Below are 25,811 nucleotides of genomic sequence, written 5' to 3'. Positions count from 1 at the left end.
CCAGCCGGACACTAGTGTCCGGGCTGGCCTTTTCCTGTCTGACCTGCGTTGATGGCAGTCAGTGTCTCGTTAATGTCGAAGATGCGGCTGCGAATCTGTTCTGCACCCATCGCTTCCACTCGTTTCGAGTGCATCTCCAGATAGGCCTGCGCCGAGGCCCTGTCAGTAAAGTGATAGATACCGCCTGCTTCGCCGGTTGCTGCATTTTCGGTCCAGATCTTGGAGATGAATCCCGGTTCCTGATTGATCGACTCTGCCAGTTCGCGCGCTGCGTTGGTCAGGTTTTCACCGAGCATCTCGGCAGGCATGGTAAAATCGATCTGCAAGATAACAGCCATATTAGACTCCACTGATAATGCTTGCCCAAGCATAGTGATCTTCGGCTGTTGCGACAACAACAGGAGTGCACTCCTGCTCAGGCAGGAAGAGAGGGGAATCTATGGTTGCAGGTATGCTGAAACGAATCGGTTTGGTCACTTTGCTGTCGATGACTGCGGCGGGTTGCGCGGTATCACCCACTGGCCAGAAGACGCTGTTGCTCAACTCACCGGCACAGATGAACGCAATGGGGACCCAATCCTTTGAGCAGATGAAGGAGAAGCTCTCCGTCGAAGACGATACTCGGGTGAATCGTTATGTTCAGTGTGTGGCCGATGCCATCGTCATGGAGGTGCCCGGGGAGTATGGCTATGCGCCTCAAGACTGGGAGCTGGTTGTATTCAAGGATGAGGCGGTCAATGCCTTTGCGCTGCCCGGTGGCAAAATCGGTGTCTATACCGGTATGCTCAAGATGACGGATAACCAGCATCAGTTGGCGTCGGTGATCGGTCACGAGGTGTCACATGTGCTGGCGCAGCACGGCAATGCACGCATGAGCCAGCAGATGCTGACCCAGTTGGGCATGGCTGCAGCCACCATCGCCATGGCCGACCGGGTGGACTCCAAAACCCAGCAGGCGGCGATTCTGGCACTGGGCTTGGGGGCGCAGTATGGCATTCTGCTGCCATACAGCCGCCAGCATGAATCCGAGGCGGATACACTCGGGCAAGCGTTGATGGCGCAGGCAGGGTTTGATCCACGAGAGGCGACCACGCTTTGGCAAAAGATGGGACAAAAGGGCGGCGCAACGCCTCCTGAACTGCTGTCAACGCATCCCGCTCCCAATACCCGTATTCAGCAGCTGAATGCTCAGGTGGAGCAGTACATGCCAGTTTATCAGCAGGCGAGAGCGTCTGGACGCAAACCCGATTGCGACCGGCTGAAGCCGCGCTGAGTGTAAAGCTCCAATATACAAAGGGCCGCCGGTCGAATGGACAGGCGGCCCTTGTCATCTGTGGAACAGATCAGTCGATCAGGCCGTACTGGTCGCGCAGGATCTCAATGATTTCCGCTTTCGGGTTCTCCGACAACTCGATCCTGTGGCCAACGATCTTCTCGGCGATATCCAGATAGGTGCGGGACACGTCCATCAGAACCTCGGTCGGCAGGGCGTTGTCACGGGCCAGCGCTTCACGTTCCGGCATGCGATCCTTGTTGAGCAGGATGTCCGGATCCGGGAAGTGGTTGAGCAGCAACTGACGGAAACCTTCTTTCGACTTCTCGATAACCTTGCCATCACGATAGGCTGGGCCGTCCCAGATACGGGAGGAATCCGGTGTGCCGACTTCATCCATGTAGATCAGCTTTTCGTTGCCGGAAGCATCAGTGACGTAGCCGAACTCGAATTTGGTGTCGACGAAGACCTGATCCAGCTCGGCCAGAGCATCGCTGATCACGCCAAAGCCTTCCTTGAGCAGCTTCTCGTATTGAGCGATGTCATCAGCCGAGCGGAAGCCGAAAGCTGCGAAGTTGTCGGCGATATTGGCGCGGGTGATATTAACGTCATCCGCTTCAGGAACGCCCGGGATGCCGCGCAGAATGCCCTTGGTGGACGGCGTGATCAGCAGTTCGGGCAGCTTTTGGTCCTTCTGCAGACCTTCCGGCAGGGTGATGCCACAGAACTCACGCTCGCCCTTGCTGTAGGCACGCCACATGGAGCCGGTGATGTACTGGCGACAGATCGCCTCGATCATCACCGGGCGGGCCTTCTGTACGATCCAGACGAAGGGGTGCGGGATATCAACGATGTGGCTGTCGGCCAGGCCTTTCTCACGGAACAGGCCAAACCAGTGATTGGAGATCGCATTCAGTGCGGCCCCTTTGCCCGGTACGCCGTTGAGACCACCTTCACCGTGCCAGATGCAGTCGAACGCGGAAATGCGGTCGCTGATCACCATGATCGCCAGCGGCGCATCAAGGGCAACATCATAGCCCTTTTCTTCAATCAGACGACGGCTGTCCGCTTCGGTCAGCCAGTACACGGAACGTACCTTGCCGCTGTGAACGGGGCGGTCGGTACGGATCGGCAGGTCGTTGTTTACGGCCAGAACGGATTGCGCGAGGCTCATGGTGTTACAGGTCCTGTAGCTTGGATTGATCAGCCATCATGGGCAGACATGAATAGCGCGATTCTAGCACAAGGTTGGGTCATGGGCGGTAACGAAACAGGCCCCTTATTTGGCCGGGACCTGTTTTTTGATCAGCAGGCGAGCGGGTTACTTGAGCAGATGCTCATAACGCTGGTCGGTCAGTGTCTTGAGGAAGGCAACGAGCGCATCGACACGTTCATCGTCCAGTGCTGGCCCCTTTTCCAGTTCGTTCAGTGCAAGGTTGTCGGCCACTTCCGGCTTCGCCCAGGGCTTGCCTGTTTCAGGGTTAAGGGTTCGGGTCGGGTTGTTGTACTTGTCATAGAACAGCACGACGGTCCGTAGATCCTTGAATACCCCGTTATGCATGTAAGGTCCGGTCACAGCGACGTTGCGGAGGGTCGGTATCTTGAATTTGCCGGCCTGTGCGGGATCGTTTACGACCGGGTTGTTCAGCAGGCCCTGATCGATTGCATTTGCGCCTGAACCGTTGGCCAGTCGCAGTTCGGTATTCACCGGGGTGCCGATATTGCGGTATTCATAATTGGTAAAGGTTTCATCCCGCGCGCGGGCACTTTTGCGTAACTGATGACACTGGTTGCAGTTGGTGAATTGCTGCGAGAAGAACAGCAGACGTCCCAGTTCCTCCTGATCGCTCAGCCTGGCTTCACCACGCAGAAAGCGGTCATATTTGGAGTCGAAGGGCGCGAAGAAATCAGTCCTCTCAAAGGCTGCCAGGCTTTCAGCCATGGCGATATAGCCCTGCTCGGGGTTGTCGAGAATACCGTCACCAAAGAAAGCGTCAAACTGGCGGACATATTCCGGATTTTCCTTGAGACGGGCGATAACGCCAGCCTTGTCCGGCATGCCCATTTCAATCGGATTCAGGGGAGGGCCGCCGGCCTGGTCTGCGAGAGTCGCTGCACGTCCATCCCAGAACTGGCCGCCCACCCATTCACCACTGGCCTTGCGATGAAATTCGGGACTGAAAAGGGCATAACCGGCTGAAGGGGCATTTCGATCCCCGAGCGAGTGACCGTCATCACCCAGAGAGGCTCCCAGCTCGGTACCGTCTCGGTCGTCAGCAAACCCTCGGGCGGGCGAGTGGCAGGAAGCGCAGGATTGGCTGCGGTTTTGGGACAGGTTTACATCAAAAAACAGTTGCTGGCCCAGTTGTGCCTTGTCTGACGAGGAGGCGGTCAAGGGGGTGCCCGCATTGACCGCAAAAGACAGCAGGCTGATGGTGAAGGTCAGCGGCAGCAGGATTGCCTTCATATGGATATACCTGATTATTAGAAGCATTCTCATTAGCAGAAAATCTTAACATGCTGCTTCCATGACTGCAGCGTCTTTGAGCGCAAGAGTTTGACGCAGAGCAAAATCAGACCGGTGAGGTTATCTCATTGGTGAGATACAGCGAGGCATTTGACCGTAATGTGCTGCAAGAGAGTGTTATCCGTGGATAGGGCTTGAACCCTTATGGCTCAAGCCCCCTGTGCAGGGTGTGCACAGCAGTCCCCGCTCTTCATGCATTATTTTTCGAGGGGCGTTACTGGACAACGATCAACTTGCGCAGTTGCTCCAGTTCCTGAATACGTTTTTGGGTTTCCCTTATAAATGCCTGACCGGCTGCAAAACGTGCAACTTCGCCATCCTCATCATTGAGGAAGGCTCGGGTCATCGCTTCGGCGCGCTGGTCCAGCCAACGGTTCTGCAACTCGACTTCATGACGCTGTGCCTCTTCTGGCAGGTAGCCCAAAGTATCCTGAAACAGCAGGTAAAGCTGTGCATCCCACAGGTAGGCGATACTCGAGAGCGTATGGTTCTTGGCCAGCTGTGTCTCTTCAAGCGCCAATTGGGCCTCCAGCTGAGCGATAGGCTGATCCAGCTTGGGCTCCCAATTCAGGTCAGAGCTGGCGGGCAGGACCTCAACGGTCTCGGGTGCAAGAGGCTGAGGGTCTTCCGGCTGGGCAACCGGCTCAGGCGCTGGCTGAGGCTTGTTTGCAAAGGGCATAGGGATGGTCTGGCATCCTGCCAAAGTCAGGCTGAGCATCAGGCAAGCAACAGTTCCCAGTCGTGCAGTCATCGTAAACCCTTCATTTTTCATCATTGTGATATGCCGTCATTCTACCCGAGTCATTCTGACAGGCCAGTGTCGGGAGCAATTTGCCAGTGACAAACCCTGCTGCTATTATTGCGTCCGCTCTTGGGGGAGTAATCTTCTGTCCGACCACTGTCGGTAGAGTGGCTGTCAACATAATTGAGCCTCAAGCTCATGGCAGTCGCGTCCCATTTTGGGATTGATGAGACCTGAGACATGACGCACTGTCCTGGCGGGCCGGTGTGTGATGTCTTATGGAATCAACAAGCCCGCCGGAAATCGTTAAATGGACGCATTCTTGCCTTCGACCCTCGCGGTCGCCATCGCCGAAATCGGTGACAAAACCCAACTTCTGACGTTGTTCCTGACCGCTCGCTTTGCGCAGCGCAACGCGATCATTCTTGGCATCTTCGTAGCGACCCTCCTCAACCACGGCCTTTCTGCCTGGCTTGGGGCCTGGCTGGTGCAGTGGATTCCGGAAAACTGGGTGCCCTGGATCATTGGTCTCAGCTTTATTGCCGTTGGCCTCTGGGTGCTGATTCCGGACAAGGATGACGAGGATGACGCAGCCGTTCTTAAATACGGGGCTTTCATTGCAACCTGTGTGCTCTTTTTTATCGCCGAGATCGGTGACAAGACTCAAGTGGCGACTGTCATCCTGGCCGCTCGTTATGACAGTCTGTTCTGGGTCATCATGGGAACGACCATCGGCATGATGCTGGCCAACGTGCCTGTTGCCTATGCCGGTAACTGGCTGATGCAACGGATCCCTCTCAACCTGGCTCGCTGGTCGGCCTGTGGCCTTTTCGTGGTTTTGGGCGTACTCTCGATCGTGGCCATCTGATGGGTGGTTGTTCAGACAGTGCTCAGCTCCATCCCTTATACTGCGGAGCACTTGTCATGTTGAAATTCAAAAGGAGCGATGAATATGAGCCTGTATAAAATGCTGGGATCTGTTGCCTTGGCATCGACCGTGTTGCTGGTTGGATGTGGTGATGACCAGAAGGCAGCCGAGGACCAGCCTGCGGCTCCGGTGGTTGAAGAGTCCTCCTCCAAGCCTTCTGCAATGGATACCCTGAAAAAAGAAGCAGGTGAAACTCTGCAGGCGGCCGGTGAAGTGATGAAGGAGACCGAAGAAGGTCTTCGGGAGAAGGCGGACGAAGTGGTCGATAAGGCCGCAGAAGTAGGCGAGCAGGTTAAGCAAGACTCAATTGAGGCCTACCAGAAGGCAGAAGAGGGTGCTCGTGAGTTGGGCGAGAAAGCGTCTGAAGCGGCAAAAGAGCTGGAGCAGGATGCTCGTGAGCAGCTCGACTCCATGCAGCAGGAATCCGAGTCCGAAACAGCTAAATAACAGCGATTCCTCCCTCTTTGATACGCGGCCTTCGGGCCGCGTTTTTTGTCATATAAACGTCATGCATGGGTGTTAGCTTTGCTGTCGCCTTATGAATACAGTCGATCGAAAGTTCGAGCTTGAACAGGACGTTTGTTTGAATCCACCTTTGGAACGTAATCCCGCATCGCTGAATGCTCCTCAGTGGGGGGTAGCAGTATTCGCGCTGCTGCTGATTGGCATTGTCTGGCTATTCACCTTTATTCAACTCAGGGACAGTCGTGAGCAGGCACTGGCCATGCAGTCCACGGCTTTGGTCAACCTGTCCTTCATCGTGGCCGAAAATCTGGAGCAGGTTCTGGATCGTGCGAAAACTCTGCGTATTCTGGTGCAGGGCTTTCAGCAGGACGCGCAGCTGCGGGTCAACTCCGACATGTCAGCGGTGATATTGTCGGATCCGGTGTTCAACCGGCTCAGTTTGTACGATGATCTTGGCCATTTGCGTTACAGCACCTCGCCTGGAACGCTGACATACCTCGAGTCTGAATGGCGTTACCCCGATGCAAGGGGCTCCGGCGATTTATGGGTGTTGCCACGCAGCGCCTGGCAACACCCCTGGTCCATGCCTCTGCTGATGCCCTATACCGCGGATACGGGTAGCCAACATTCATTCCTCTTGCTTGAGCTGGACCTTGGTTATCTGCTCAGGCTTTATCAGAACCTCGATCTGGGCGCTCAAGCCAGTATCCATATTCTGACCTCCACGGGTGATGAGCTGTCGCAAGTGGATCAGAGTGGGTTGGTCATGGCAAAAGGGAACTTTGATAACAGTGTTATCCTGAGAACGCGCCTGCGGCATGGGCAGCTTACGGCTCTGGATCGTGAAAGGGGGCAGCCCTTTGCCAGTTTCTTTTATCACTTGGAGTCCTTCCCGTTCGTCGTAGTGGTGCGTCAGGCAGAGAGCGAAATACTGGCTCCCTACCGAGAGCAGCGTTCCATTTATATTTTTACCGTGCTGATGCTTAGCCTGGTGGTATTGATTGGGCTTGGCTGGCTGCTTTGGATGATGCACGGACGTGAAACGCATCTGAGGGCGCTGCAGCACTCGGAACAACGCAGTCAGGCGTTGCTGGAGAGGCTGCAGCGAGAGCATCGCAAGACACTGGAAGCAGCCTCGCGCGATGCCCTGACGGGGCTGTATAACCGTCGGCTTTTCCTTGAATTGGCGCACTCACATTTGCTCGGAGCCAAACGCCAGGGGCGTTTTGCCGCTGTGGTCTTTATCGATCTGGATCGGTTCAAATCGATCAATGACACACTGGGGCATAAGGTGGGGGATCAGCTATTGCAGTCGGTTTCCCGACGGCTCAACAATACGCTGCGTGAAAGTGACATTATCAGTCGTTTTGGGGGCGACGAATTCGTGCTCATGCTGACCGGTGTCCGGCGGCGTGAGGATATCGAGCACCGAGCCGGAGAACTGGTGTCGGCCCTCTCCGCACCATATGACGAATTGCAGGGATCGGGGCTCAGTACCAGCCCCAGCATTGGTATCGCGCTGTCGCCGCAGGATGGCATGGAAATCGACACTCTGGTCAAACATGCCGATATCGCAATGTATACGGCCAAACGTGCCGGGCGCGGGCGCTATGCCTTCTTTGATGCGGCCCTCAACCATCAGGAGCTGAATGCGGCTGATCTGGAGCAGCAGCTACCGGGTGTACTTGAACAGCAACTGCGCATTCATCTGCAACCCCGTTTGTCATTGCCCGGTTATCAGCTTTGTGGCTTTGAAGCGCTGGTACGCTGGGATCATCCGGAATTCGGACTCTTGCCCCCCTCGCAGCTGCTGCCGCTGACCGAGTCTCTGGGGCTCATGCCGGCACTGACGCGGCAGGTGCTGGAACAGGCATGCGAACAGTTGATGCAATGGTTGGCTGAGCAGGTGCCCATGGTGCCTGTTGCGCTCAACGTGAGCCTGTCCATGCTCAACGGGCCGGAATTGAGTCGTCAACTCAAGGCCGCCATTGAACGTTATGAGATCGACCCCGCCTGGCTGGAGCTGGAAGTCAACGAGCGTGACCTGAAACAGCTTGGAGCCGAACATCTTGGGCAGCTGCATGAGCTGCGCGAGTTTGGTATTGGGCTGACGCTCGATGACTTCGGGAGCAGTGGGCTTGATCCGGAGGAAATTCGCCGTCTGCCCTTCAGTCGCATCAAACTGGACCGTTCATTCATCCGTGATATTCGCAACAGTTTTGACGACAACGTCCTGTTGTCGGCCACGATCTCCGTGGCGCAGCGACTGGGTTTGAAGGTGGCTGCCAAGGGCGTAGAGACACCCGATCAGCTGGTTTATCTGAAACTGGCCGGCTGTGATGAGGTCCAGGGGCATCTGTTCAGTCGGGCGCTGAATGCTGAAGAGGTGCAGCAGTACCGCCAACAACCTGAACAGGAGCTGGTCGTATGAAACTGATTGTGCGGGTTTTGATCGTGATGTTGTTGTCTGGAGCAGGGTGGGCAATCGCCGAACCCGGATGCAAACAGCCGGAGGTGCTGCATTTTGCCACCATTCCAAAGAAGAGTCTGGTTCAGCAGTATCAGGAGTTCGAGCCCCTGCGCCTTGAGCTGCAGCGTGTGCTTGGCATCCCGGTCCAGACGGTTTCGGTTCACTCCTACCAGGCGGTGATTGAAGGCGTGTTGTCTGGGGCTGTTGATCTGGCTGAACTTGGGCCTGCTGCCTATATACAGACCAAGTCCAGAGACCCCGGGGTGCAGGCGTTGGCGGCATACAGCTTCAAAGGGGGAGCATTTACGCCAGAAGGCAGTTACTACCACTCGCTGCTGCTGACTGGAACCGGCGTCAACATCAAGTCCATCCACGATTTAGAGCATAGGTCTGTGGCGCTGACCGACCCCGGCAGTACCTCCGGGGCGTTGATTCCGATGACTGAGTTCAAGCGTGAAACCGGTGTGGTTCTGGCTGACTATGTTGGCAAGTTGATCTATGCCGGTTCCCATGATCGTGCGATTGAAGCCGTACTTTCCGGGGCGGTAGATGCGGCCTTCGTATCCAGCCGCAGAGCGGACGACTACATAGGCCGTGGAGAGGCGGCCAGCTCGGATCTGCGTGAGCTATGGCGCTCACGGCCAATCCATTATGATCCGTTCACGGTCAGCAGCCATCTGTGTCCCGAGGTTCAGGCACGGATTCGCCAGGTGCTGCTAACGCCCTCATCGGCCCGTCGAGTGCTGCTGGAAACAAAAGGGGCAGTAGGGATGCAGAGTGTCAGTGATGAGGACTACCGCTGGCTGGAACCTTTGGTTCGTCAGCTGGATTAGCGCCCAGGCCGTAACGCCGTTGCAGTTCGCTCAGACTCAGCCGGCAGAGCTGTTGCAACCTGTCCATCGTTTCCATGGATCGTGTGGGGCGTAGCTCCAGCTCCCGGCTCAGTTCAGCAGCTTGTTGCATACCGAAGTTGCTGAGCGTGCCTGCCAGCTTATGCAGTAACGGGGGCTGCTGGTCAGGAAGGGCTTCTCCCAATTGTTCCAGCAGTTCGAAGCATTGGGCCTGCATCTGTTGGCACAAACTATGGAACCGTTCATGTCCTAGCATGCCAAGGTGCTGGTCGAGCAGGGTTTGATTGAGCAGTGTGGCAGAGGTTTCAGACACCGGACTGGTCGTTTGATCCATCATCGGTTGCTGTCGGAGCAGGCGGTTGAGTTCGTCGAACTGCAACGGCTTGCTGACGACTGCATCCATCCCGGCTTCCTGATAGCGACGGATCTCTGTCGGCGTGACCGATGCGGTCAGGGCAATGATGCGAACAGCTGCCCGAGACGGGTCAGGGTGCTGACGCATGCGACGAGAGGTTTCGATCCCGTCCATGTCGGGCAAGTGAATATCCATCAGTACCAGATCGTAGTCATGATCGTTGTGCATCGAAAGCGCAGTGTAGCCATCGTCTGCAACGCTGACGCTGTGGCCTTCCGACTCCAGCAGACCTACCGTGACCTGCTGATTGATCGGGGTATCTTCCACCAGCAGAATATCCAGTCGCGGCTTGCCGCCTTCCTCGCGAAGATGCGAGACGGATGTGTGATTTTCTGCCTGTCTGGCAAGGGGGTATTGCAGCTCCACCCAGAAGCGGCTGCCTTTTCCCGGCTGGCTGTCAAAGCCGATCTCACCGTCCTGAAGCTCCACCAGCCGCTTGCAGATTGACAGGCCCAGGCCAGTGCCACCGAATCGGCGCGTGATGGAGCTGTCTGCCTGGCTGAAATGCATGAAAATGCGCGAGTGAGCCGATTCGGGAATGCCGATGCCGGTGTCTTCAACTTCAAAGTGAACACGGCACTGATCATCCCCCTCGGACATCAGCGGGCGAACTTTCACCAGTACATAGCCTTCATGGGTGAATTTGAGTGCATTGGTGCAGAGGTTCAGCAGGATCTGGTTCAGAGCCCGGGGATCACCGCAGACCCGATCGGGCAGCTCGGGGTCCAGTCGCAGGATCAGGTCCAGGTGTTTTTCCTGGGTCATCGGTGTCAGCAGCTGGCGCAGCTGTTCGAGTTGTTCATGCAGGCTGAACTCCACCTGCTCCAGCTCCATCTGACCGGCCTCGATCTTGGTAAAATCGAGCACGTCATTAAGAATGCTCAGCAGGGTCTGGCCGGAGCGGTAAATGGAATCCACCTGTTCCTGTTGTGCAGTGCTGAGTCCAGAGCGCATCAGCAGCTGAGCCATCCCCAGGATACCATTCATCGGGGTACGAATTTCGTGGCTCATGGTCGCCAGAAACTGACTTTTGGCCTCACTGGCGGCCTCGGCCTTTTCCCGTGCCAGCTCGGCCTGTTCCTTGGCTTTACGCTCACTGATATCCGTCAGCGAGCCTTCGTAGTAGCGAAGATTCTGTTGTTCATCGGTGATGCGATGAGCCGAGATCGAAATGCTGACCTCACTGCCGTTGCGGCGGCGCCAGCGGGTTTCAAATCCCAGTACGCGCTCATCTCGGTTAAGCCGTGCGAGGAATTGACGGCACTCTTCCCGATCCACGAAGCAGTCCCGGATGACATCGGTTACGGTGCTCAGAAACGCGTCAGCGCTGGGATAGCCCAGCAGCTTTACCAGTGCCGGATTTGCCGATATGAAGCGGCCACGGCGGTCGATGCGGAAGATCCCCTCGCTGGAGTTTTCAAACAGTGAGCGGTACTCCCGTTCGGACTGTTCCAGGCTTTGATAGAGCTTGGCGTTCTCGATCGAGATGGCAGCCTGAGAAGCGAGAATCTGCAGGGTCTTGAGTCGGTCTCGATTGAAGATGTCACGGCTTTCCGAGTGCTCGAGATAGAGAATGGCGGTGAGCTCGCCATGGTAGAGAATCGGGATCGCCAGCAGGGAGCGAGGCTGATGCTCACGGATGTAGCTATCCTGCTGGAACATTTGATGTTCCGTGGCATTGCCCAGTACCACGTCCTCTTTGGTGCGTGCCACGTAATTGATGATGCTCAGCGGCAGTAGTGCCTCGCTTTGCTCCAGCGGTTGGGCATTGAACAGACGAGGTGGCTGATTGAGACAGATCTCCGCTTCCAGAAAAAGGCCCTGATGACGGCGCAGGATGAGAATGGCACGCTGGGCCCCGGCGTTCTGCAGCGCCAGCTGCATGAGTCGTTCAAGCAGCCTTTCCAGCACGATCTCATCGGAGATGGCCTGAGACGAGTGGATTACCGAGTTGATGTCGAAGGCCTGGTTGTCCAGCGTCTGGCTCAGGGCCGGAGACTCTTTGGGCTGATTATCATCAAAGTGACGCAGAGGACGCTCCAGAGTGAACGGGTAGCGTTCCTGCATTTGTTCGAGTTTGGCTCGACCGCCCCAGTCTGCATAGCGCTCATAGGCGTCCTGCAGGTAGGTGCGGGCGATTCCGGGTTTGTCCCATTCCAGGTAGAACTGGCCTGCAAGCTCGGTGGCCATGGCTTCGTCCAGAATGAAACCCTGCTGGCGAGCCTGCTCGATCGCTTGCTCATAAAGGTCCATCGCCTTGGTGTGCTGGTGCTGACTGCGATAGAGCTCCGCTTCCAGAAGGTCGGCATGATGTCGGTGGTTTTCCGGTGAGTAACGTGCCAGCTTGCGCAAGGCGCGAAGGGTTTGACGGACCTTCTGCAGGCGTGCCGGTTGCTGCAGGATGCTGGTATGCGGCAGCTGAGCCAGAATGCTGAGTGCGTTGAGCTGTTGTAACCAGGGCACAGTGAGTGTACCGCTGATGGAAGCGCGCAGCTCCATGCCTGCATCACTGTGACGCAGTGCGCCGGCGTAGTCACCGAACAGATAGCAGAGCAGACTTTTATAGAAATGATGCAGGCTGATGGCGGTACGGTGGTTTTCCCGTTTCAATTCGGCCAGGTTGCGTTCTTCATGATAGAAGCGGCCGTCGAATCTGGTCGGGTCCGCGCTGTGACCGCGCAGATTTTCCATGGTTTGCAGGACGAACTGGGAGTACTGCAGTGACTGCTGTTGTCCAGATTCTTCCAGCAGTGCGGCATATTGCTCAAGTCTCGGCTGCAGCTCGTCCAGGTTGCGGCACAGCGGAAAGGCATACTGGATATAGGCCGCCAGTGCATAGGCACTCCATTCCATGTCACCGGCATCCAGCCCCAGTTGATGGGCGTTGAGCAGGGATTCCATGCAGTTACGCAGGGGTTCGCGATAATGGCGAATGTAACTGTTGAACAGGGACAGGGTGCGGTGATGGGTCAGCACCGAGGGCATCTGCTGGTCCAGTTGCAAAGCCAGCTTGCCCAGACGGTAGCCCTGCTCGATGGCGTTGAATTGACCGCAGAGAACACCACCATATCCCGCAAACGCCATGGCGGCAGAGGGGTTGAGCCCGTGTTTTAGCGTCAGTTCGACCTGGCGTGCCATCACCAGCGGGCGAAGCTCCGAGCTGGAAAACTTGATGGCACCGAACATGCTGGCGAGGATCGGCATTGCGGCCAGCAGCTCGGGGTCCTTCATTTTGGGCAGCTGAAGAATTTTTTCCGGTGTCATCCGGCGCAGCATCCACTGGGTACGGGCAAGTCCGTAGGCCAGTTGGCTGTCACGCGGCTTGGCCGGGATATTGACGCCCAGCTGCTGCAGTGCCAGTTGCGCTGTCTGCAACGCCTGGTGGAAAGCGTTGTTGGCTACCTGCGACTGGATCAGGATTTCATACACCCTGATACGGTCGAGCAGCTGGGACGCATGCGCTTCGACGGTGCGGATCAGCGTCAGCATGAGTTCATGCTGTCCCTTGATGTTGGCGATTTCCGCCGCAGTCGTGTGCAGTTCCAGTGCGAGGTTGTAGTCATGCAGCCAGCCGTTCGCCGGCAACAGACTCAGGCCCGTATTCAGGTATTCCATTGCAGAGTCAAATGCGGCTGACTCTTTCGCCTTTTGACCGGCACGAAGATTGAGCCGAGCCAGTTGCAGTCTCTCCTCGTCCGACGACAGGCGCTTCTGCGCCTGATTGAGATGGTTGCTGATCTCGAAGATACGGTTATCGATCTCATCTGGCTGCAGGCTTTGCTGCAACTGACGACCGATCTGCAAGTGCAGCTCTTCCAGCGTGTCATCTTCGATCAATGAGTAGGCTGCCTGCTGCACCCGGTCATGTACGAAGCGAAAACGGGTGCGCTCCGGTTCGAGGTTCTGAAACAGCCGGTAGCTGTCATCCTGAGGCACGATCAAGCCTTCGGTCAGTGCCGGCCAGAGCCGGTCGGTGGCCGCGCGTGGCTGCAGTTCGCTGACCACGGACAGGGTGCGCAGGTTGAAACTGCTGCCGATACAGGCGGCCAGCGGCAATACCTGCTGAGTGGCAGCAGGCAGGCGTTGAATCTTGCTGACCATCAACTCGATCACATTATCGGTGATCTCCTGATCACGTATTGCATCCTCATCCCACTGCCAGCGCTGCTCGCGGAAGGTGATAAGACCATCCTGATGCAGAGCATGCAGGAACTGATTCAGGAAGAAGGGGTTGCCCTGGGTCTTTTCCATACAGGCCTGTGCCAGAGACCGACAGGCCAGAGGCTCGACGCGCAGGGTGTCAGCGACCAGCTGGTTGACTTCGGGCAGTTGCAAGGGGTGGAGGCTGATCTCCAGCGGTGCCTGACCATTGTGCTGAAGGCGCTCCAGAGCGGTGCGCAGCGGATGGGTCGCGCTCAACTCATGATCACGATAACTGCCGATCAGCATCAACCCCGGTGGGGCACTGACACTGACCAGCGTTTCGATCAGGTGCAGCGAGGCGAGGTCGGCCCAGTGCAGGTCATCCAGAAACAGTACCAGCGGGCGATTCGGGGTCGCCAGCACACGCAGCATCTGGATGAAAATGCGTGAAAACCGATTCTGCTCTTCAGCCGGCGGCAAGGGGGGCAGTATGGGCTGATTGCCGATGATCAGCTCCAGTTCGGGAATCAGCTTGACCAGCACCTGAGCGTGACTGCCCAGGTTGTCGACCAGCCGCTTGCGCCAGCGGGCGATGCGTTCTTCAGGTTCGGTCAGCAGTTGGCGAACCAGTCCCTGGAGGGCCTGAACGATCGCGAAGTAGGGGCGACTGCGGCGAAACTGATCAAATTTGCCGGCGTTGAAGCTGCCCCCTTGTTCGTTGACGTACTGACGCAATTCGTTGACCAGGCTGGTCTTGCCGACACCGGCATAACCGGTGATCAACACCAGTGGCTGTCCGCCGCGGCCACAGCTGCGATATTGCTCGCGCAACTGTGCCAGCAGAGGCTGGCGACCGTAGAGTCGCTGCGGTATCTGGAAGCGAGCAGACAGGTCACGCTGGCCAGGTTGAAAACGCAGGTCATACTCCTGGCGTAGCTGCGCACGCAGGCATAGCTGCAGGTCATGGATCAGCCCGACGCTGGACTGGTAGCGCTGTGCCGCATCCTTGGAGAGCAGCTTGAGGATCACCAGTGACAGCATTTCCGGCAGTTGGGGGTTGATCAGGTGGGGGGCTTTGGGCTGTTTGGCAATCTGGTCATGCACCAGACTCATGCCATCATCACTGGTGAAGGGCGGGCGGCCGGTCATCAGCTCATACAGGGTGGCACCGAGGCTGTAATAATCGCTGCGGTAGTCGATGCTGCGGTTGATGCGCCCTGTCTGCTCCGGAGCGATATAGGCCAGCCCTTCACGGCCAAAGTCTGGCGTATGCCAGTTCGCCTGTTCACGACTCAGGCCGGTGCTGCGTGAAAAGCCGATGAGCTCGACCATCCCGGTATCGGGATTCAGCAACAGATGATCAGGGTTGATCTGCTTATGGGTAATACCCGCTTCGTGCAGACGGCCGAGCAGTTCACTGATACGGATGGCGATCGGCAGCCATTGGGGCCAGGAGAGCTGTTGTTCTGCGATCAGCTGACGCAGCGGACGGGAGCCTGAGTCCGAATAGATAATCGCGGGCCCAGTCTCCAGCTGGAGCAACTCAAAGGGTTCGATAACCCCACTGATGCGCAGGCGCGAAAGGATATCAAACTCGTGTTGAAAGCGGCTCAGCCGACCGCGGCTGCACTGACTGCGATCAAGCTGTTTGATGATGACGTCAGAGCCATCCTGCAGCCGCACGGCGCGGCTGATGCGACAGTCACCGGAGCGGTGCAGCTGGCGGTAAAGACGATAGCCTTCGGGGGCTTTCATGAGCCAGTGTTGCCGGCAAACATGTAGCCGGCGCCGTGGGCGGTCAGGATCAACTGGGGATTGGACGGGTTGTCACCCAGTTTGCGTCTCAGGCGGCCGATCAGTACGTCTACCGAGCGGTCGTTGGGCGTCCATTCACGGTCATGGATGGCATCCATCAGCTGATCGCGTGACAGCACCTGACCGGGATGGTTGACCAGCGTTTGCAGCAGCTTGAACTCGCCTTCCGGCAGGCGCTCGTGGTGGCCTTCCGGGCTGGTCAGCTGACGTTTGTAAGGGTCCAGTTGCCAGCCTTCAAAGGAGTAGATCATCTGGCTACGGCTTTCACCATTCCGCTTGGCGGTGTCGGCAATGAACATGCGCCAAAGCAGGTTCTTTGCCCGGACGAGCAGCTCGCGTGGATTGAAAGGCTTGGTGACGTAATCGTCGGCACCCAGCTCCAGCCCCACAATGCGGTCGATCTCGTCCCCCTTGCTGGTCACTAGAATGATGCCAACGGCCGAGTTGGCTCTGAGTTCACGGGTTACGGTGAGGCCGTCCTTGCCGGGCAGACTGATATCGAGCAGCACCAGATCCACCGCATCCTGATCGATTCGTTCGGCCAGATGGTCCGCGTTGTCCGTTTCCGAGACACGATAGCCTGCGTTCTCGAAGTAACTGACGAGCAGTGACCGTGAGGCCAGATCGTCTTCCACGATGAGGATGTGAATGTCAGCGGGTGTGGTCTTCATCGTAAAGCTCTCTACTGCGTGAAGCCGGGGCGGCTACCGGGACGGGTGAATCCAGGGGGCAATATCAACCGAGTGGCGGAAAAGTGAAAGTCCTTTTTACATTCTGTTACATCTGAGCACAACTTAGCACAAAAGGTGAGAAATTAATTTACATGCTAGGTTTAGCTTAGCGACAAGCACCGATTTGGGCTGAGCCATAGTGCCGTTTTGGCACTTGGGCGAACAACAAGATCCATCTCATCAGTGAGGGAGTGATGGCATTGAGTAATAATAATTCGAAGCGTGCAGCTCTGGGTACGGGCCTTCTGGCTCTGGCCGGGCTTGTCAGCACACCGGTGCTGGCTCAGGACGCACAACAGATCATCCGGGACCGCTGCCTGGCCTGTCATACCGAGACCGGTTCGGCCGAAGCGCCAAGCTTCTCACGCATCAGCGAGCAGCGTAAAACCCCTGAAGGCTGGTTGATGACGATCAACCGCATGACTCACCTGCGTGGCCTTGAACTGACCCGCGAAGAAAAACGCGCACTGGTCAAGCATCTGGCTGACACCCAGGGTCTGGCACCTGAAGAGACAGAAGGCTATCGCTATCTGCTCGAGCAGGATACCAACCTGGTTGAGAACAGCATTGATCAGGGGCTGGCTGAAACCTGTGGCCGCTGTCACTCCGAGGCGCGTTTTGCCTTGCAGCGCCGCACTGAGCAGGAATGGAAATACCTGGTCGACTTCCACATGGGGCAGTTCCCGACCACCGAACTGCACTCCCTGGCACGTGACCGCCAGTGGTACCAGATCGCCAGCAACGATACTGCCGCTGATCTTGGCAAGCGTTTCCCGCTGATTACTCAGGAATGGAACAACTGGCAGAAGGCCAGCAAAAGCGATCTGATGGGTCGCTGGCGCGTGACCGGCTTCGTTCCGGGCAAGGGCGAATTTGATGCCTGGATGACCGCCGCCAAGACCTCCGAAGGCCATTACGACGTAACGCTTGAAGGTCTGTATGCCGATGGAACCGCGCTCAACGGTGAAGGCAAGGCAACTGTATACACCGGCTATGAATGGCGAGCCAGCCTGACCATCGATGGTGTGAAAATGCGTCAGGTCATGGCAGCAGACAAGCAGGGCAACAGTCTGGAAGGCCGTATGTTTGTTGCGGCTGAGCGCGAAATCGGCGGTGAGCTGAGTGCTGTGCGTGATCAGGGTAAGGCTGCGGTGGTGGCGGTTCAGCCGTCCTATCTGCGTGCGGGTGAACCGGCAGAGCTGACCCTGATCGGACAGAATCTGAAAGGTGACATCAACCTTGGCGAAGGGGTTGTAGTCGAGAAGGTACTGTCTCGCGCCGATGATCGTATCACTGTGCTGGCCAAAGCCACCGGCAATGAAGGTCTGCGAACCGTCCGTGTTGGACAGGCCGCAAGCGAGTCTGCTTTGGCTGTATACAGCGAGCTGGCGCGTGTCGACGTGACGCCGGCCAATGCGGTGACCCGTATCGGTGGTGCCGGCGGTAATCTGCCGAAAGTTCGTGCCTCCTATCGTGCAGTAGGCTACAGCGCCGGTGCTGATGGCAAGCCGGGTACCGAGGACGATCTGCGTCTGGGTTACATGCCTGCCAGCTGGAGCATCAAGCCGGCTGACGAAGTGGCGGCTCATGACAAGGATGACAAGTACGCTGGCAGCTTCAATGCCGCAGGTATCTTCACACCTGGTGATGCGGGCCTTAACCCGGAACGCAAAATGTCGGCCAACAATGTCGGTCGTCTGACTGTTGTGGCAACCGTTGCTGACGGTAGTACCCAGGTCGAAGGCGAAGGCAGCATGCTGGTAGCGGTGCAGGATTTTGTCCGTCGCGTACTGGATTAAGCCCGAATCAAACCTGAACAAGTAGCCACCCAACAGAACAACAAAGAGGTGAATATGGGCGCCATGACGCTAGTGAAACCGAATCTGCACCGTGTCGATGTCGATGCACGGCAGATGCTGTTTCACATTCCCAGCAGCAGTATCTTTGAGCTCGATGAGCTGGGCCGTGAGCTGCTGCAGGTGTTCGATCGCCATGATCAGGTGTTGCCTGAGCATCTGGCCGAACTCCGGGCGCGCTATTCGCAGGATGCGGTTAACGAAGTGCTGGATGAGCTGCGAACCCTGGAGGTGATCTCCGACGCAGGGATCGTTGCTCGCATTAACCCGGACCCGCAGAAGGTGGAGAAGTTTCCGCTCAACACCGTTGTGCTGAACGTCAACACCGGCTGCAACCTCAGCTGCACCTACTGCTACAAGGAAGACCTGACGACGCCCTCAAAAGGGGAGAAGATGGCCTACGACACAGCCATCAAGTCGGTCGAGATGCTGCTGAAGGAGTCGCCGGGACAGCCTGCCTACAACGTGGTGTTTTTTGGCGGTGAGCCCCTGTCCAACATGCCCCTCATTCGTGAGGTTGTGGCGTACTGCGAAAAACGTTTCGCGGATCTGGAGGCAACCGTTGATTTCACCATGACCACCAACGCCACCCTGCTTACCGAGGAGCTGGTGGACTGGTTCAACGCGCACCGTTTCGGTCTGACCATCTCAATGGATGGGCCCAAGGCGATGCACGACAAGAACCGGATTACGGTGGGCGGCCAGGGCACCTACGATGTGGTCAAGCGTAAGGTGGACATGCTGCTCAAGCGCTATACCGCGCGTCCTGTCGGCTGTCGCGTGACCCTGACCCGGGGCATCACTGATGTAGAAACGATCTTTGATCACCTCTACAACGAGCTGGGCTTCTTTGAAGTCGGTTTCGGTCCGGTGACGTCCGGTGACATTGCCGAATTCAACCTCACTGGTGAAGAACTGGTCGAGGTGTTTGCAGGCATGAAGCGTCTGGGCAAGCGTTATCTGGAAGCCGCACTGCGCAATGCAAACTTCGGTTACGGCAACATGCACCAGCTGATCACCGACATGTACGAAGGCAACAAGAAACTGGTGCCTTGCGGTGCCGGTATCGGTCTGCTGGCGGTGGACAAGGATGGGGGGCTAAACCTCTGTCATCGTTTCACCGGCTCTGACCTGCCGACCTTCGGTGATGTGGAAAACGGCATCGACAAGGTCAGCCTGGGCCAGTTTGTCGAGAAGCGTCTGGACCGCAGTAACACCGGTTGTGAAACCTGCCGTATTCGAAATCTCTGTTCGGGTGGTTGCTACCACGAAAGTTACGCCAAATATGGAGATCCGACGCATCCTTCCTACCACTACTGTGACCTGATGCGAGACTGGGTCGATTTCGGCGTGGAAGTGTATTCGCGGATCATGCTCGAGAACCCCGGGTTCTTCGAAGCATACGTCTCTCCCAGGAGGAGTGCCTGATATGAAACATCTGAAGTCTCTGAACAAGAAAGCACAGCTGATCAACAAAGCGGTCAGCCCGGAAGAAGTTGAAGACGTGGTCGCCATGCAGACTGTGGTGGGCTGTACTGCCACCACTGACCCGGGTTGGGAACTGGACCCCTTCGGTGGTCTGGGCTCGCTCTGCCAGCCGATGGAATCCGACCTCTATGGTTGCGCCGATGCCTGCTGGTGGCCGGCACAGGTTCCGGACACCATGAACACCTATCCCGAGTGGGGTGACGGTGTGGCGAAGGCCGACAAGGACTGGCGCAAGCTGGATGGTATTTTCGAGGATGCTGAGTAACAGGAGTCTGGTAATGAAATTGAACAAGCTGTTTAAGTCAGCCGGACTCGTCGGCTCCCTGGCGCTGGGTAGCGCTTTGTCAGCAGTTGCACCCACGGCCATGGCCGACCAGGAGTACCTGCTGACGGTGACCCGTCCGAACCAGCTGCACGTGATCGACATGAGCACCAACAAGATCGCACGCACCTGTGATATCCCGGGACCGTTTGGCTCCGGCGCCATGGCCGTGTCCAAGGATGGTACTCATGCCTACGTGCTGGGTAACAACTGGGAAGATATTTACGGTTTCGATATCCGTAACTGCGAAATGACCTTCAGCGCCGTACAGTCGACGCCCACCATTCAGGTGAAGTCGTTCCAGTCGGTAGCGGTCAGCGCTGACGGCAAGGAACTGTACACCGTGCAGAACCCGATCAAGAAACATCGTGACCGTTTTGAGGTCATGGAACCGCGTCTGGCCGTGTTCAACATCGAAGATGGCCTGAATGCCAAGCCGGTACGCACTTTCCCGGTGGATCGTCGTATCACCAAGATTGCTGCGACCGAGAAGGGCGAAGTGATTCTGGGCGGTGCCGACGTCAAGGCAATCAACCCGCAGAATGGCGAAACCCGTGTTGTCACCAAGCTGGCCAACTGGGAAAAAGGTCCGCTGTGGTTGCCGCCTGATGCCTTTGCCATGCACTCCCAGGGTGAGCAGGCAAACGAGTACATCATGCCGTACATCACAGCCAAGTTCGATTCTGAAGAGTGGAACTTCGAAACCGCCGAGTGGTGGTGGGGCATGAGTCGCGTGGATCTGGCAACCGGTGAAGCTGAGCGCATGGAGACGATTCCGTTCGAATTCATCATCTTCAACTTCATCACTGACCCGCGTGATTCCAATATCCTGTACGGCAGCTTCAATACGCTGTCCAAGCACGATATCAGTGAGAACAAAACCCTCGCGGTCTATGAGATGCCGCACACCTACTACAACCTGAACATCTCGGGTGATGGCAAGACCATCTATGTAGGCGGCACCAGCAGCGATATCTCGATCCATGATTCCGATACGCTGGAGAAGATCGGCTCCATCCAGCTGACCGGTGACATGACCACATCCGACCTGCGTGTGGCCACCATCAGGGATTGATACCTGACTGAGTGCTCAATTCAGGTATAGTCAACGGGAGGTGCCGGCAGCGGCCCTCCCGTTTTTGTTTGCTGACTGGGCCTGCGTAACAGAAGGAAAATAGTATGTTGAACTGGCTGGTGCGCGCGATTCATGCTCCTGATCGCAGTCGTCTGGAGCAGGGATTTCGCTGGTTGTACAGCTTCGTCAAACCCCAGAAGAGAGCAATTGCCGGGCTGCTTGGCCTGTCATTTATCGGTTCGGCACTGGTGTTGCTGCAGCCCTGGCTGACCAAGTTGCTGATCGATGAAGGTTTGATCGCCAAGGATTATGGCATGCTGATACAGCTGGCCGTGGCGATGGTGCTGGTGGGTATTCTGGGGACGGCCCTTTCAGGGGTTAACCGTTATTTGCATACACGACTGTCCGGTCGCATTCTGTTTGCCCTGCGAACCGACCTCTACGCACATCTGCAACGCTTGTCACCGTCCTTCTTCGGTGGCCGCCGCATCGGCGATCTGCTGTCGCGCATCGATGGCGATGTGGCCGAAATCCAGCGTTTTGCCGTCGACAGCCTGTTTTCGGCGGTCAGCAGCATTATCGGCCTGGTGGGTGCGCTGGTACTGCTGGTGACGCTGTCCTGGAAACTGTCGCTGCTGGTGCTGGTACTGATTCCGCTGGAGGTGGTCTGGCTGCGCTGGATGCGGCGCAAGGTGGAGGTGCGTACCCGTGAAATGCGAGAACGTTCGGCGGACCTGTCCAGCTTTCTGGTTGAAACCCTGCCGGCGATGAAGTTCATCCAGTCCAGCGGTCAGGAGGGGCGTGAGCGCAAACGTCTGGGAGGGCTCAACGACAACTACCTGGATCAGCTACTGAAGCTTCAGGTGACCGAATTCTTTACCCATGCCATTCCCGGCACTCTGACCTCCATGACCCGTGCCACCGCCTTTCTGATCGGAGGCTGGTGGGTGATTCAGGGGCAATGGCAGCTGGGGTCGCTGATCGCCTTCTCTACCTATCTGGGCATGGCCACCGGGCCGGTCAACAGCCTGCTGGGGCTTTATGTCGCCATCCAGCGGATGAGTGTCAGTCTGAACCGGGTCAGCGATTTGCGCCTGACGGATGCCGATATTGACTCGCCGGCCGAACCCAGGCCTTTGCCGCAGCCTCTCAAGGGCGAGCTGCAACTGGAGGGTATCAGCTTCGCCTACGCGGACCGCGACCCCGTGCTGAACAGGGTCAGTGTCTTGCTGCCCGCCGGACAGAAGATTGCGTTGGCAGGGGCATCAGGAGCGGGCAAGTCGACCCTGATCGATCTGTTGCAGCGCCACTATGATCCCGCAGAGGGACGTGTGCTGCTGGATGGTGTGGATATCCGCGAGCTGGGGCTGTCTGATTTGCGTCGCAGCGTGGCAGTAGTGTCCCAAGAAATTACCCTGTTCCGAGGCTCACTGGCAGATAACCTGCGTTATGCCTGTCCTGAAGCGACCGATGAACAGGTGCGTGAGGCGGCACGTGAGGCTCAGCTGGAAGAGCTTATCGAGCGTATGCCCCAGGGTCTGGATACTCCGCTGGGTGAAAGGGGGCAGCAGCTCTCGGGTGGCCAGAAACAGCGAATTGCGATCGCCCGTGCCCTGTTGCAACAGCCGGCCGTACTGGTGCTCGATGAAGCCACGTCGGCGGTGGATGAAGCCACTGAACAGCAGGTGATCGCAGCGGTCGACAGGCTCTTTGCCGACCGAACCCGTATTCTGATCAGCCATCGCCCCTCCACGCTGGCCGGGGCCGATCTGCGCCTGCTGTTGCAGAATGGTCACTTGAGGGAGGTTGAGGAGGTGGCTGATGTCGGTTGAGACCATTCGCATTGGTGTCGTGGACTCTGGCTGCTCTGACGCGCAGCAGGTGAGCGAGAGCGCCGCTTTCGTGCTGGCCGACAGTCAGCTCTGGATGGCCGAGGCCGAACCCGACCGTATTGGGCACGGCAGCCGCATCATCGACATCATCCAGCAGCTCGCGCCCCAGGCCGAAGTGCTGTCGGCACAGGTCTTTCATGATCGCTTCACGACCACGGCGGCACAGGTGGCTGCAGCAATCGACTGGCTGGTTGATCAGGGGGCACAGGTGATCAACCTGAGTCTGGGGCTGCGCCATGACCGTGATTCCCTGCGCGAGGCCTGCGCACGTGCGCTGCAGAAGGGAGTCATTCTCTGTGCTGCCAGCCCGGCGCGAGGTGAGCCGGTGTTTCCCTCCGGTTACCCTGGTGTTTTTCGGATGACCGGCGATGCCCGCTGTGAGCGTGAACAGATCTCCCATCTCGAAACCGAGTTTGCCGATTTCGGTGCCTGCGTCCGACCGTTGGATGACAGTGTCGGACAGTCGGGTGCCAGCCTGGGATGTGCGCATCTGAGCGCTCATCTGGCACGTTATCTGAGCCAGACAGATGCCCCAAACCTGAGTTCAGCCCGGCAGTGGTTGATTGCTCAATCCCTTTATCATGGTCCTGAGCGCAGAGGAGGTGCTGATGATTGAGTCCGATGTTCTGGTTCTGGGGGGCGGTCCCGCCGGTGGCGCCGTTGCTATCGGGCTGCGCCGTCTTGGGTACAGCGTCACACTGATCGGAGAACCGCGTCCTTTCGATGCGGTTGAAGGCATTTCTGACCGTGTCATTCAGGGAATGAAGGGAGCCGGGTTCAATATCGCACTGAATGAAATGGCTGATCCGTCGCCGCGTCAGGTGACGTGGAACGGCGTGACCAGCGCAGCCAATACGGAGCGTCTGGTGCCCCGTCAGCGTTTCGATCAAGCCTTGCTTGTGGATCTTTCTGAGCAAGGCGTGCAGGTGATCCAGGGTCGGGTCAAGACTTGCCAGGCAGAAGGCAGCAGGCATATTGCCGAGGTGGCGCTGGCTGAAGGTGGTGAACAGCAGCTGTCTGCGAGCTTTCTGGTGGAAGCTCGAGGGCGAGCGGCCCCGGCGGCCGGGGTGCCCCGAGTCAAGGGTGCACAGACGGTATCCCTGCTGCAATATTGGCAAGGACCGCAGGCAGAGTCGCGTTCGGCCGTGCAGAGCTTTGAGGATGGCTGGGCCTGGATGGCGATGCGCAATGACGGTCGTCGTTACCTGCAGCTGACCTTGGACGTGGCCAGTGCCAACCTGCCGCCCAAGCGTGAACTGGGTGACTGGTGCCGCGCGCGGCTTGAACAGCTGGAGCAGGCACAGCCGTTCATCGAGGGGGCGGAACCGGCCGGTGACGTGTATGCGCGTACCAGTACCCCCGTACTCTGTGAACACAGTGCCGGTGACAGCTGGATTCGGGTGGGCGATGCCGCCATGGCAGTGGACCCGCTTTCCGGCAACGGTATTTTCCAGGCGCTGTCTTCGGCGCTGCAGGCCCCTGCCGTGGTGAACACCCTGATCAGGCACCCGGAACGTGCCGAACTGGCCAAGGCCTTTCACGAGGCGCGCATCGAGGGACTGTTCTACCGTTTTGCCCGTATCGGGCGCGACTTTTATGCCCAGGAAACCCAATGGCCGCTACGACCTTTCTGGCAGGAACGAAGCCAGTGGCCCGATAGCCAGCCGTTGCATCTTGAAGTCACACCGGATCAGGTCAGCATCGGTATGCGTCCCGTAGTGCAAGACGGAGTGATCACAGAGGCCCCGGTCGTGATTACGCCTGATCAGCCACTGGGCATCTGGCATCTGAATGGCCTGCCATTGGCTCCCTTGCTGGAGGCTGTGCGAGCCGAGTCGGACCGAACGGCTGATGAGGTGCTCGCGGACAGTCTCGGGGATGACAACGGCAGACGCCTGGCGCTCTGGATGCAAAATCAGGGATGGATCAAGGTCTGACCGGGTTTATGCCCTTGGTCAAGTAAGCACCTTCTATACTGTGAAAGATACTGAATCGGAGGGTGCTTGATGAAAGTGTTGGATAACGCTCAGGGTATGCTGATTGACCTTGATGGAGTGCTTTATGTAGGCAATCAGGCGATTGATGGGGCACAAGAGGCTCTGGCGCATATCCGCAAGCTGGCGTTGCCGGTTCGATTTCTGACCAACACAACCACCCAGTCACGTGGCAGTCTGTCCCGGAAACTCAAAGCCCTGGGCTTTTCCATCGAGCCTGAGGAAATACTGAGTACCCCCTCTGTCGCCGCCAACTATCTGCATCAGGCGGGTGTGCGTTCCTGCTTCCTTGCCATATCCGATGCCATTAAAAGTGAATTTGAGGCATTTGAACCTGTCGAAAATGCTCCTGATGCCGTGCTGATTGGAGACATCGGACGGGCCTGGAATTATGACCTGATCAATCGGCTTGCCCAAATGGTGATGTCAGGGGCCAGGCTGGTGGCGCTGCACAAGAACAGGTACTGGCAAACAGAGGAAGGTTTTAGGGTCGATATCGGTGCTTTTGTCGCGGCGATTGAATATGCCAGCGGTGTGGAAGCCACGATCATCGGCAAGCCTTCGGCCGCTTTCTTTCAGGCGGGGGCCCAGGCGCTGAAATGCCAACCTGAATATCTGGCCATGATCGGGGATGATATCGAGTCGGATGTGGGGGGCGCTCAACACTGTGGCATGAAAGGCGTTCTGGTGCGCACCGGGAAGTTTCGGCCAGAGCAGATGGTAAGCTCCTCAATTGTGCCGGATGTTGTGCTGGATTCCATTGCCCAGCTACCGGAACATCTTTGAAGTCTGAACAATATGGGACATGAAAGAGGCCTGACCGG

At 57.4% G+C, this 25,811-nt stretch carries 19 protein-coding genes; 13 read left to right on the top strand and 6 right to left on the bottom strand.

All coding sequences use genetic code 11. From position 1 onward, the window contains the following. Positions 1–11 precede the first annotated feature (11 nt). Positions 12–338 (bottom strand): monooxygenase, encoded by a 327-nt coding sequence (locus tag LN244_RS10185; protein ID WP_239039682.1) that lies wholly within the window; start codon positions 336–338, stop codon positions 12–14. 113 nt (positions 339–451) lie between these two features. On the opposite strand from LN244_RS10185, the gene LN244_RS10180 reads away from it, so the two are divergent. Beyond that, complete coding sequence (locus tag LN244_RS10180) at positions 452–1,273, top strand: M48 family metallopeptidase (RefSeq protein WP_239039681.1); 822 nt, start codon at positions 452–454, stop codon at positions 1,271–1,273. Positions 1,274–1,343: 70 nt separating this feature from the next. On the opposite strand, the gene LN244_RS10175 is transcribed toward LN244_RS10180, so the two are convergent. From LN244_RS10175 to LN244_RS10165, 3 genes are all read right to left on the bottom strand, one after another. Further along, positions 1,344–2,447, bottom strand: coding sequence for a phosphoribosylaminoimidazolesuccinocarboxamide synthase (locus tag LN244_RS10175; RefSeq protein ID WP_239039680.1), 1,104 nt, complete (start codon positions 2,445–2,447; stop codon positions 1,344–1,346). Positions 2,448–2,594: 147 nt separating this feature from the next. Beyond that, positions 2,595–3,740, bottom strand: coding sequence for a cytochrome-c peroxidase (locus LN244_RS10170; RefSeq protein ID WP_408904441.1), 1,146 nt, complete (start codon positions 3,738–3,740; stop codon positions 2,595–2,597). Positions 3,741–4,014: 274 nt separating this feature from the next. Beyond that, a complete protein-coding gene (locus LN244_RS10165; RefSeq protein ID WP_239039679.1) occupies positions 4,015–4,551 on the bottom strand; it encodes a hypothetical protein in 537 nt (178 codons plus the stop codon). 301 nt (positions 4,552–4,852) lie between these two features. Between LN244_RS10165 and LN244_RS10160 the strand changes: the two genes are divergently transcribed. The 4 genes from LN244_RS10160 to LN244_RS10145 all read left to right on the top strand — a co-directional run bounded on the left by LN244_RS10160 (position 4,853) and on the right by LN244_RS10145 (position 9,238). Further along, entirely contained in the window at positions 4,853–5,410 is a 558-nt protein-coding gene (locus LN244_RS10160; protein ID WP_239039678.1) for a TMEM165/GDT1 family protein, read from the top strand. Between the two features lie 84 nt (positions 5,411–5,494). After that, positions 5,495–5,917: a hypothetical protein gene (locus LN244_RS10155; RefSeq protein WP_239039677.1), complete on the top strand. Its 423-nt coding sequence runs from the start codon at positions 5,495–5,497 to the stop codon at positions 5,915–5,917. A 136-nt stretch (positions 5,918–6,053) separates the two neighbouring features. After that, the gene (locus tag LN244_RS10150; protein WP_239039676.1) at positions 6,054–8,366 is read left to right on the top strand and encodes a putative bifunctional diguanylate cyclase/phosphodiesterase; all 2,313 of its coding nucleotides are present in this window, start codon (positions 6,054–6,056) and stop codon (positions 8,364–8,366) included. Further along, positions 8,363–9,238, top strand: coding sequence for a phosphate/phosphite/phosphonate ABC transporter substrate-binding protein (locus tag LN244_RS10145; protein WP_239039675.1), 876 nt, complete (start codon positions 8,363–8,365; stop codon positions 9,236–9,238). The genes LN244_RS10150 and LN244_RS10145 overlap by 4 nt, the downstream gene beginning before the upstream one ends. Here the strand turns inward: LN244_RS10145 and LN244_RS10140 are convergent. After that, positions 9,186–15,569, bottom strand: coding sequence for an AAA family ATPase (locus LN244_RS10140; protein ID WP_239039674.1), 6,384 nt, complete (start codon positions 15,567–15,569; stop codon positions 9,186–9,188). The genes LN244_RS10145 and LN244_RS10140 overlap by 53 nt on opposite strands. Continuing rightward, a complete protein-coding gene (torR, locus tag LN244_RS10135; protein ID WP_239039673.1) occupies positions 15,566–16,300 on the bottom strand; it encodes a two-component system response regulator TorR in 735 nt (244 codons plus the stop codon). Before torR ends, LN244_RS10140 begins: the two co-directional genes overlap by 4 nt. Positions 16,301–16,554: 254 nt before the next feature. Here torR and peaA point away from each other — a divergent pair, with 254 nt between their 5' ends. From peaA to LN244_RS10095, 8 genes are all read left to right on the top strand, one after another. Further along, positions 16,555–18,159, top strand: a complete 1,605-nt coding sequence (gene peaA, locus LN244_RS10130) for a quinohemoprotein amine dehydrogenase subunit alpha (RefSeq protein ID WP_239039672.1) — start codon at positions 16,555–16,557, stop codon at positions 18,157–18,159. A 54-nt stretch (positions 18,160–18,213) separates the two neighbouring features. Next, the gene (gene peaB / locus LN244_RS10125; RefSeq protein WP_239039671.1) at positions 18,214–19,644 is read left to right on the top strand and encodes a quinohemoprotein amine dehydrogenase maturation protein; all 1,431 of its coding nucleotides are present in this window, start codon (positions 18,214–18,216) and stop codon (positions 19,642–19,644) included. A gap of 1 nt (position 19,645) precedes the next feature. Beyond that, positions 19,646–19,969 (top strand): quinohemoprotein amine dehydrogenase subunit gamma, encoded by a 324-nt coding sequence (gene qhpC / locus LN244_RS10120; protein ID WP_239039670.1) that lies wholly within the window; start codon positions 19,646–19,648, stop codon positions 19,967–19,969. Positions 19,970–19,982: 13 nt separating this feature from the next. Then, positions 19,983–21,101, top strand: coding sequence for a quinohemoprotein amine dehydrogenase subunit beta (gene peaD / locus LN244_RS10115; protein ID WP_239039669.1), 1,119 nt, complete (start codon positions 19,983–19,985; stop codon positions 21,099–21,101). A gap of 104 nt (positions 21,102–21,205) precedes the next feature. Further along, positions 21,206–22,933: an ABC transporter ATP-binding protein gene (locus tag LN244_RS10110; protein ID WP_239039668.1), complete on the top strand. Its 1,728-nt coding sequence runs from the start codon at positions 21,206–21,208 to the stop codon at positions 22,931–22,933. Beyond that, a complete protein-coding gene (gene qhpE, locus LN244_RS10105) occupies positions 22,923–23,609 on the top strand; it encodes a subtilisin-like serine protease QhpE (RefSeq protein ID WP_239039667.1) in 687 nt (228 codons plus the stop codon). Before LN244_RS10110 ends, qhpE begins: the two co-directional genes overlap by 11 nt. Beyond that, entirely contained in the window at positions 23,602–24,930 is a 1,329-nt protein-coding gene (gene qhpG, locus LN244_RS10100; protein ID WP_239039666.1) for a flavin-dependent monooxygenase QhpG, read from the top strand. Before qhpE ends, qhpG begins: the two co-directional genes overlap by 8 nt. A 69-nt stretch (positions 24,931–24,999) precedes the next feature. Next, complete coding sequence (locus LN244_RS10095; RefSeq protein ID WP_239039665.1) at positions 25,000–25,773, top strand: TIGR01458 family HAD-type hydrolase; 774 nt, start codon at positions 25,000–25,002, stop codon at positions 25,771–25,773. Positions 25,774–25,811: the final 38 nt, after the last annotated feature.

The organism is Marinobacterium sediminicola, assembly GCF_022343685.1.
Taxonomy (GTDB): domain Bacteria; phylum Pseudomonadota; class Gammaproteobacteria; order Pseudomonadales; family Balneatricaceae; genus Marinobacterium; species Marinobacterium sediminicola.
The sequence above is the reverse complement of the archived record's forward strand: the minus strand, read 5'-3'. Positions and strand labels throughout refer to the sequence as shown.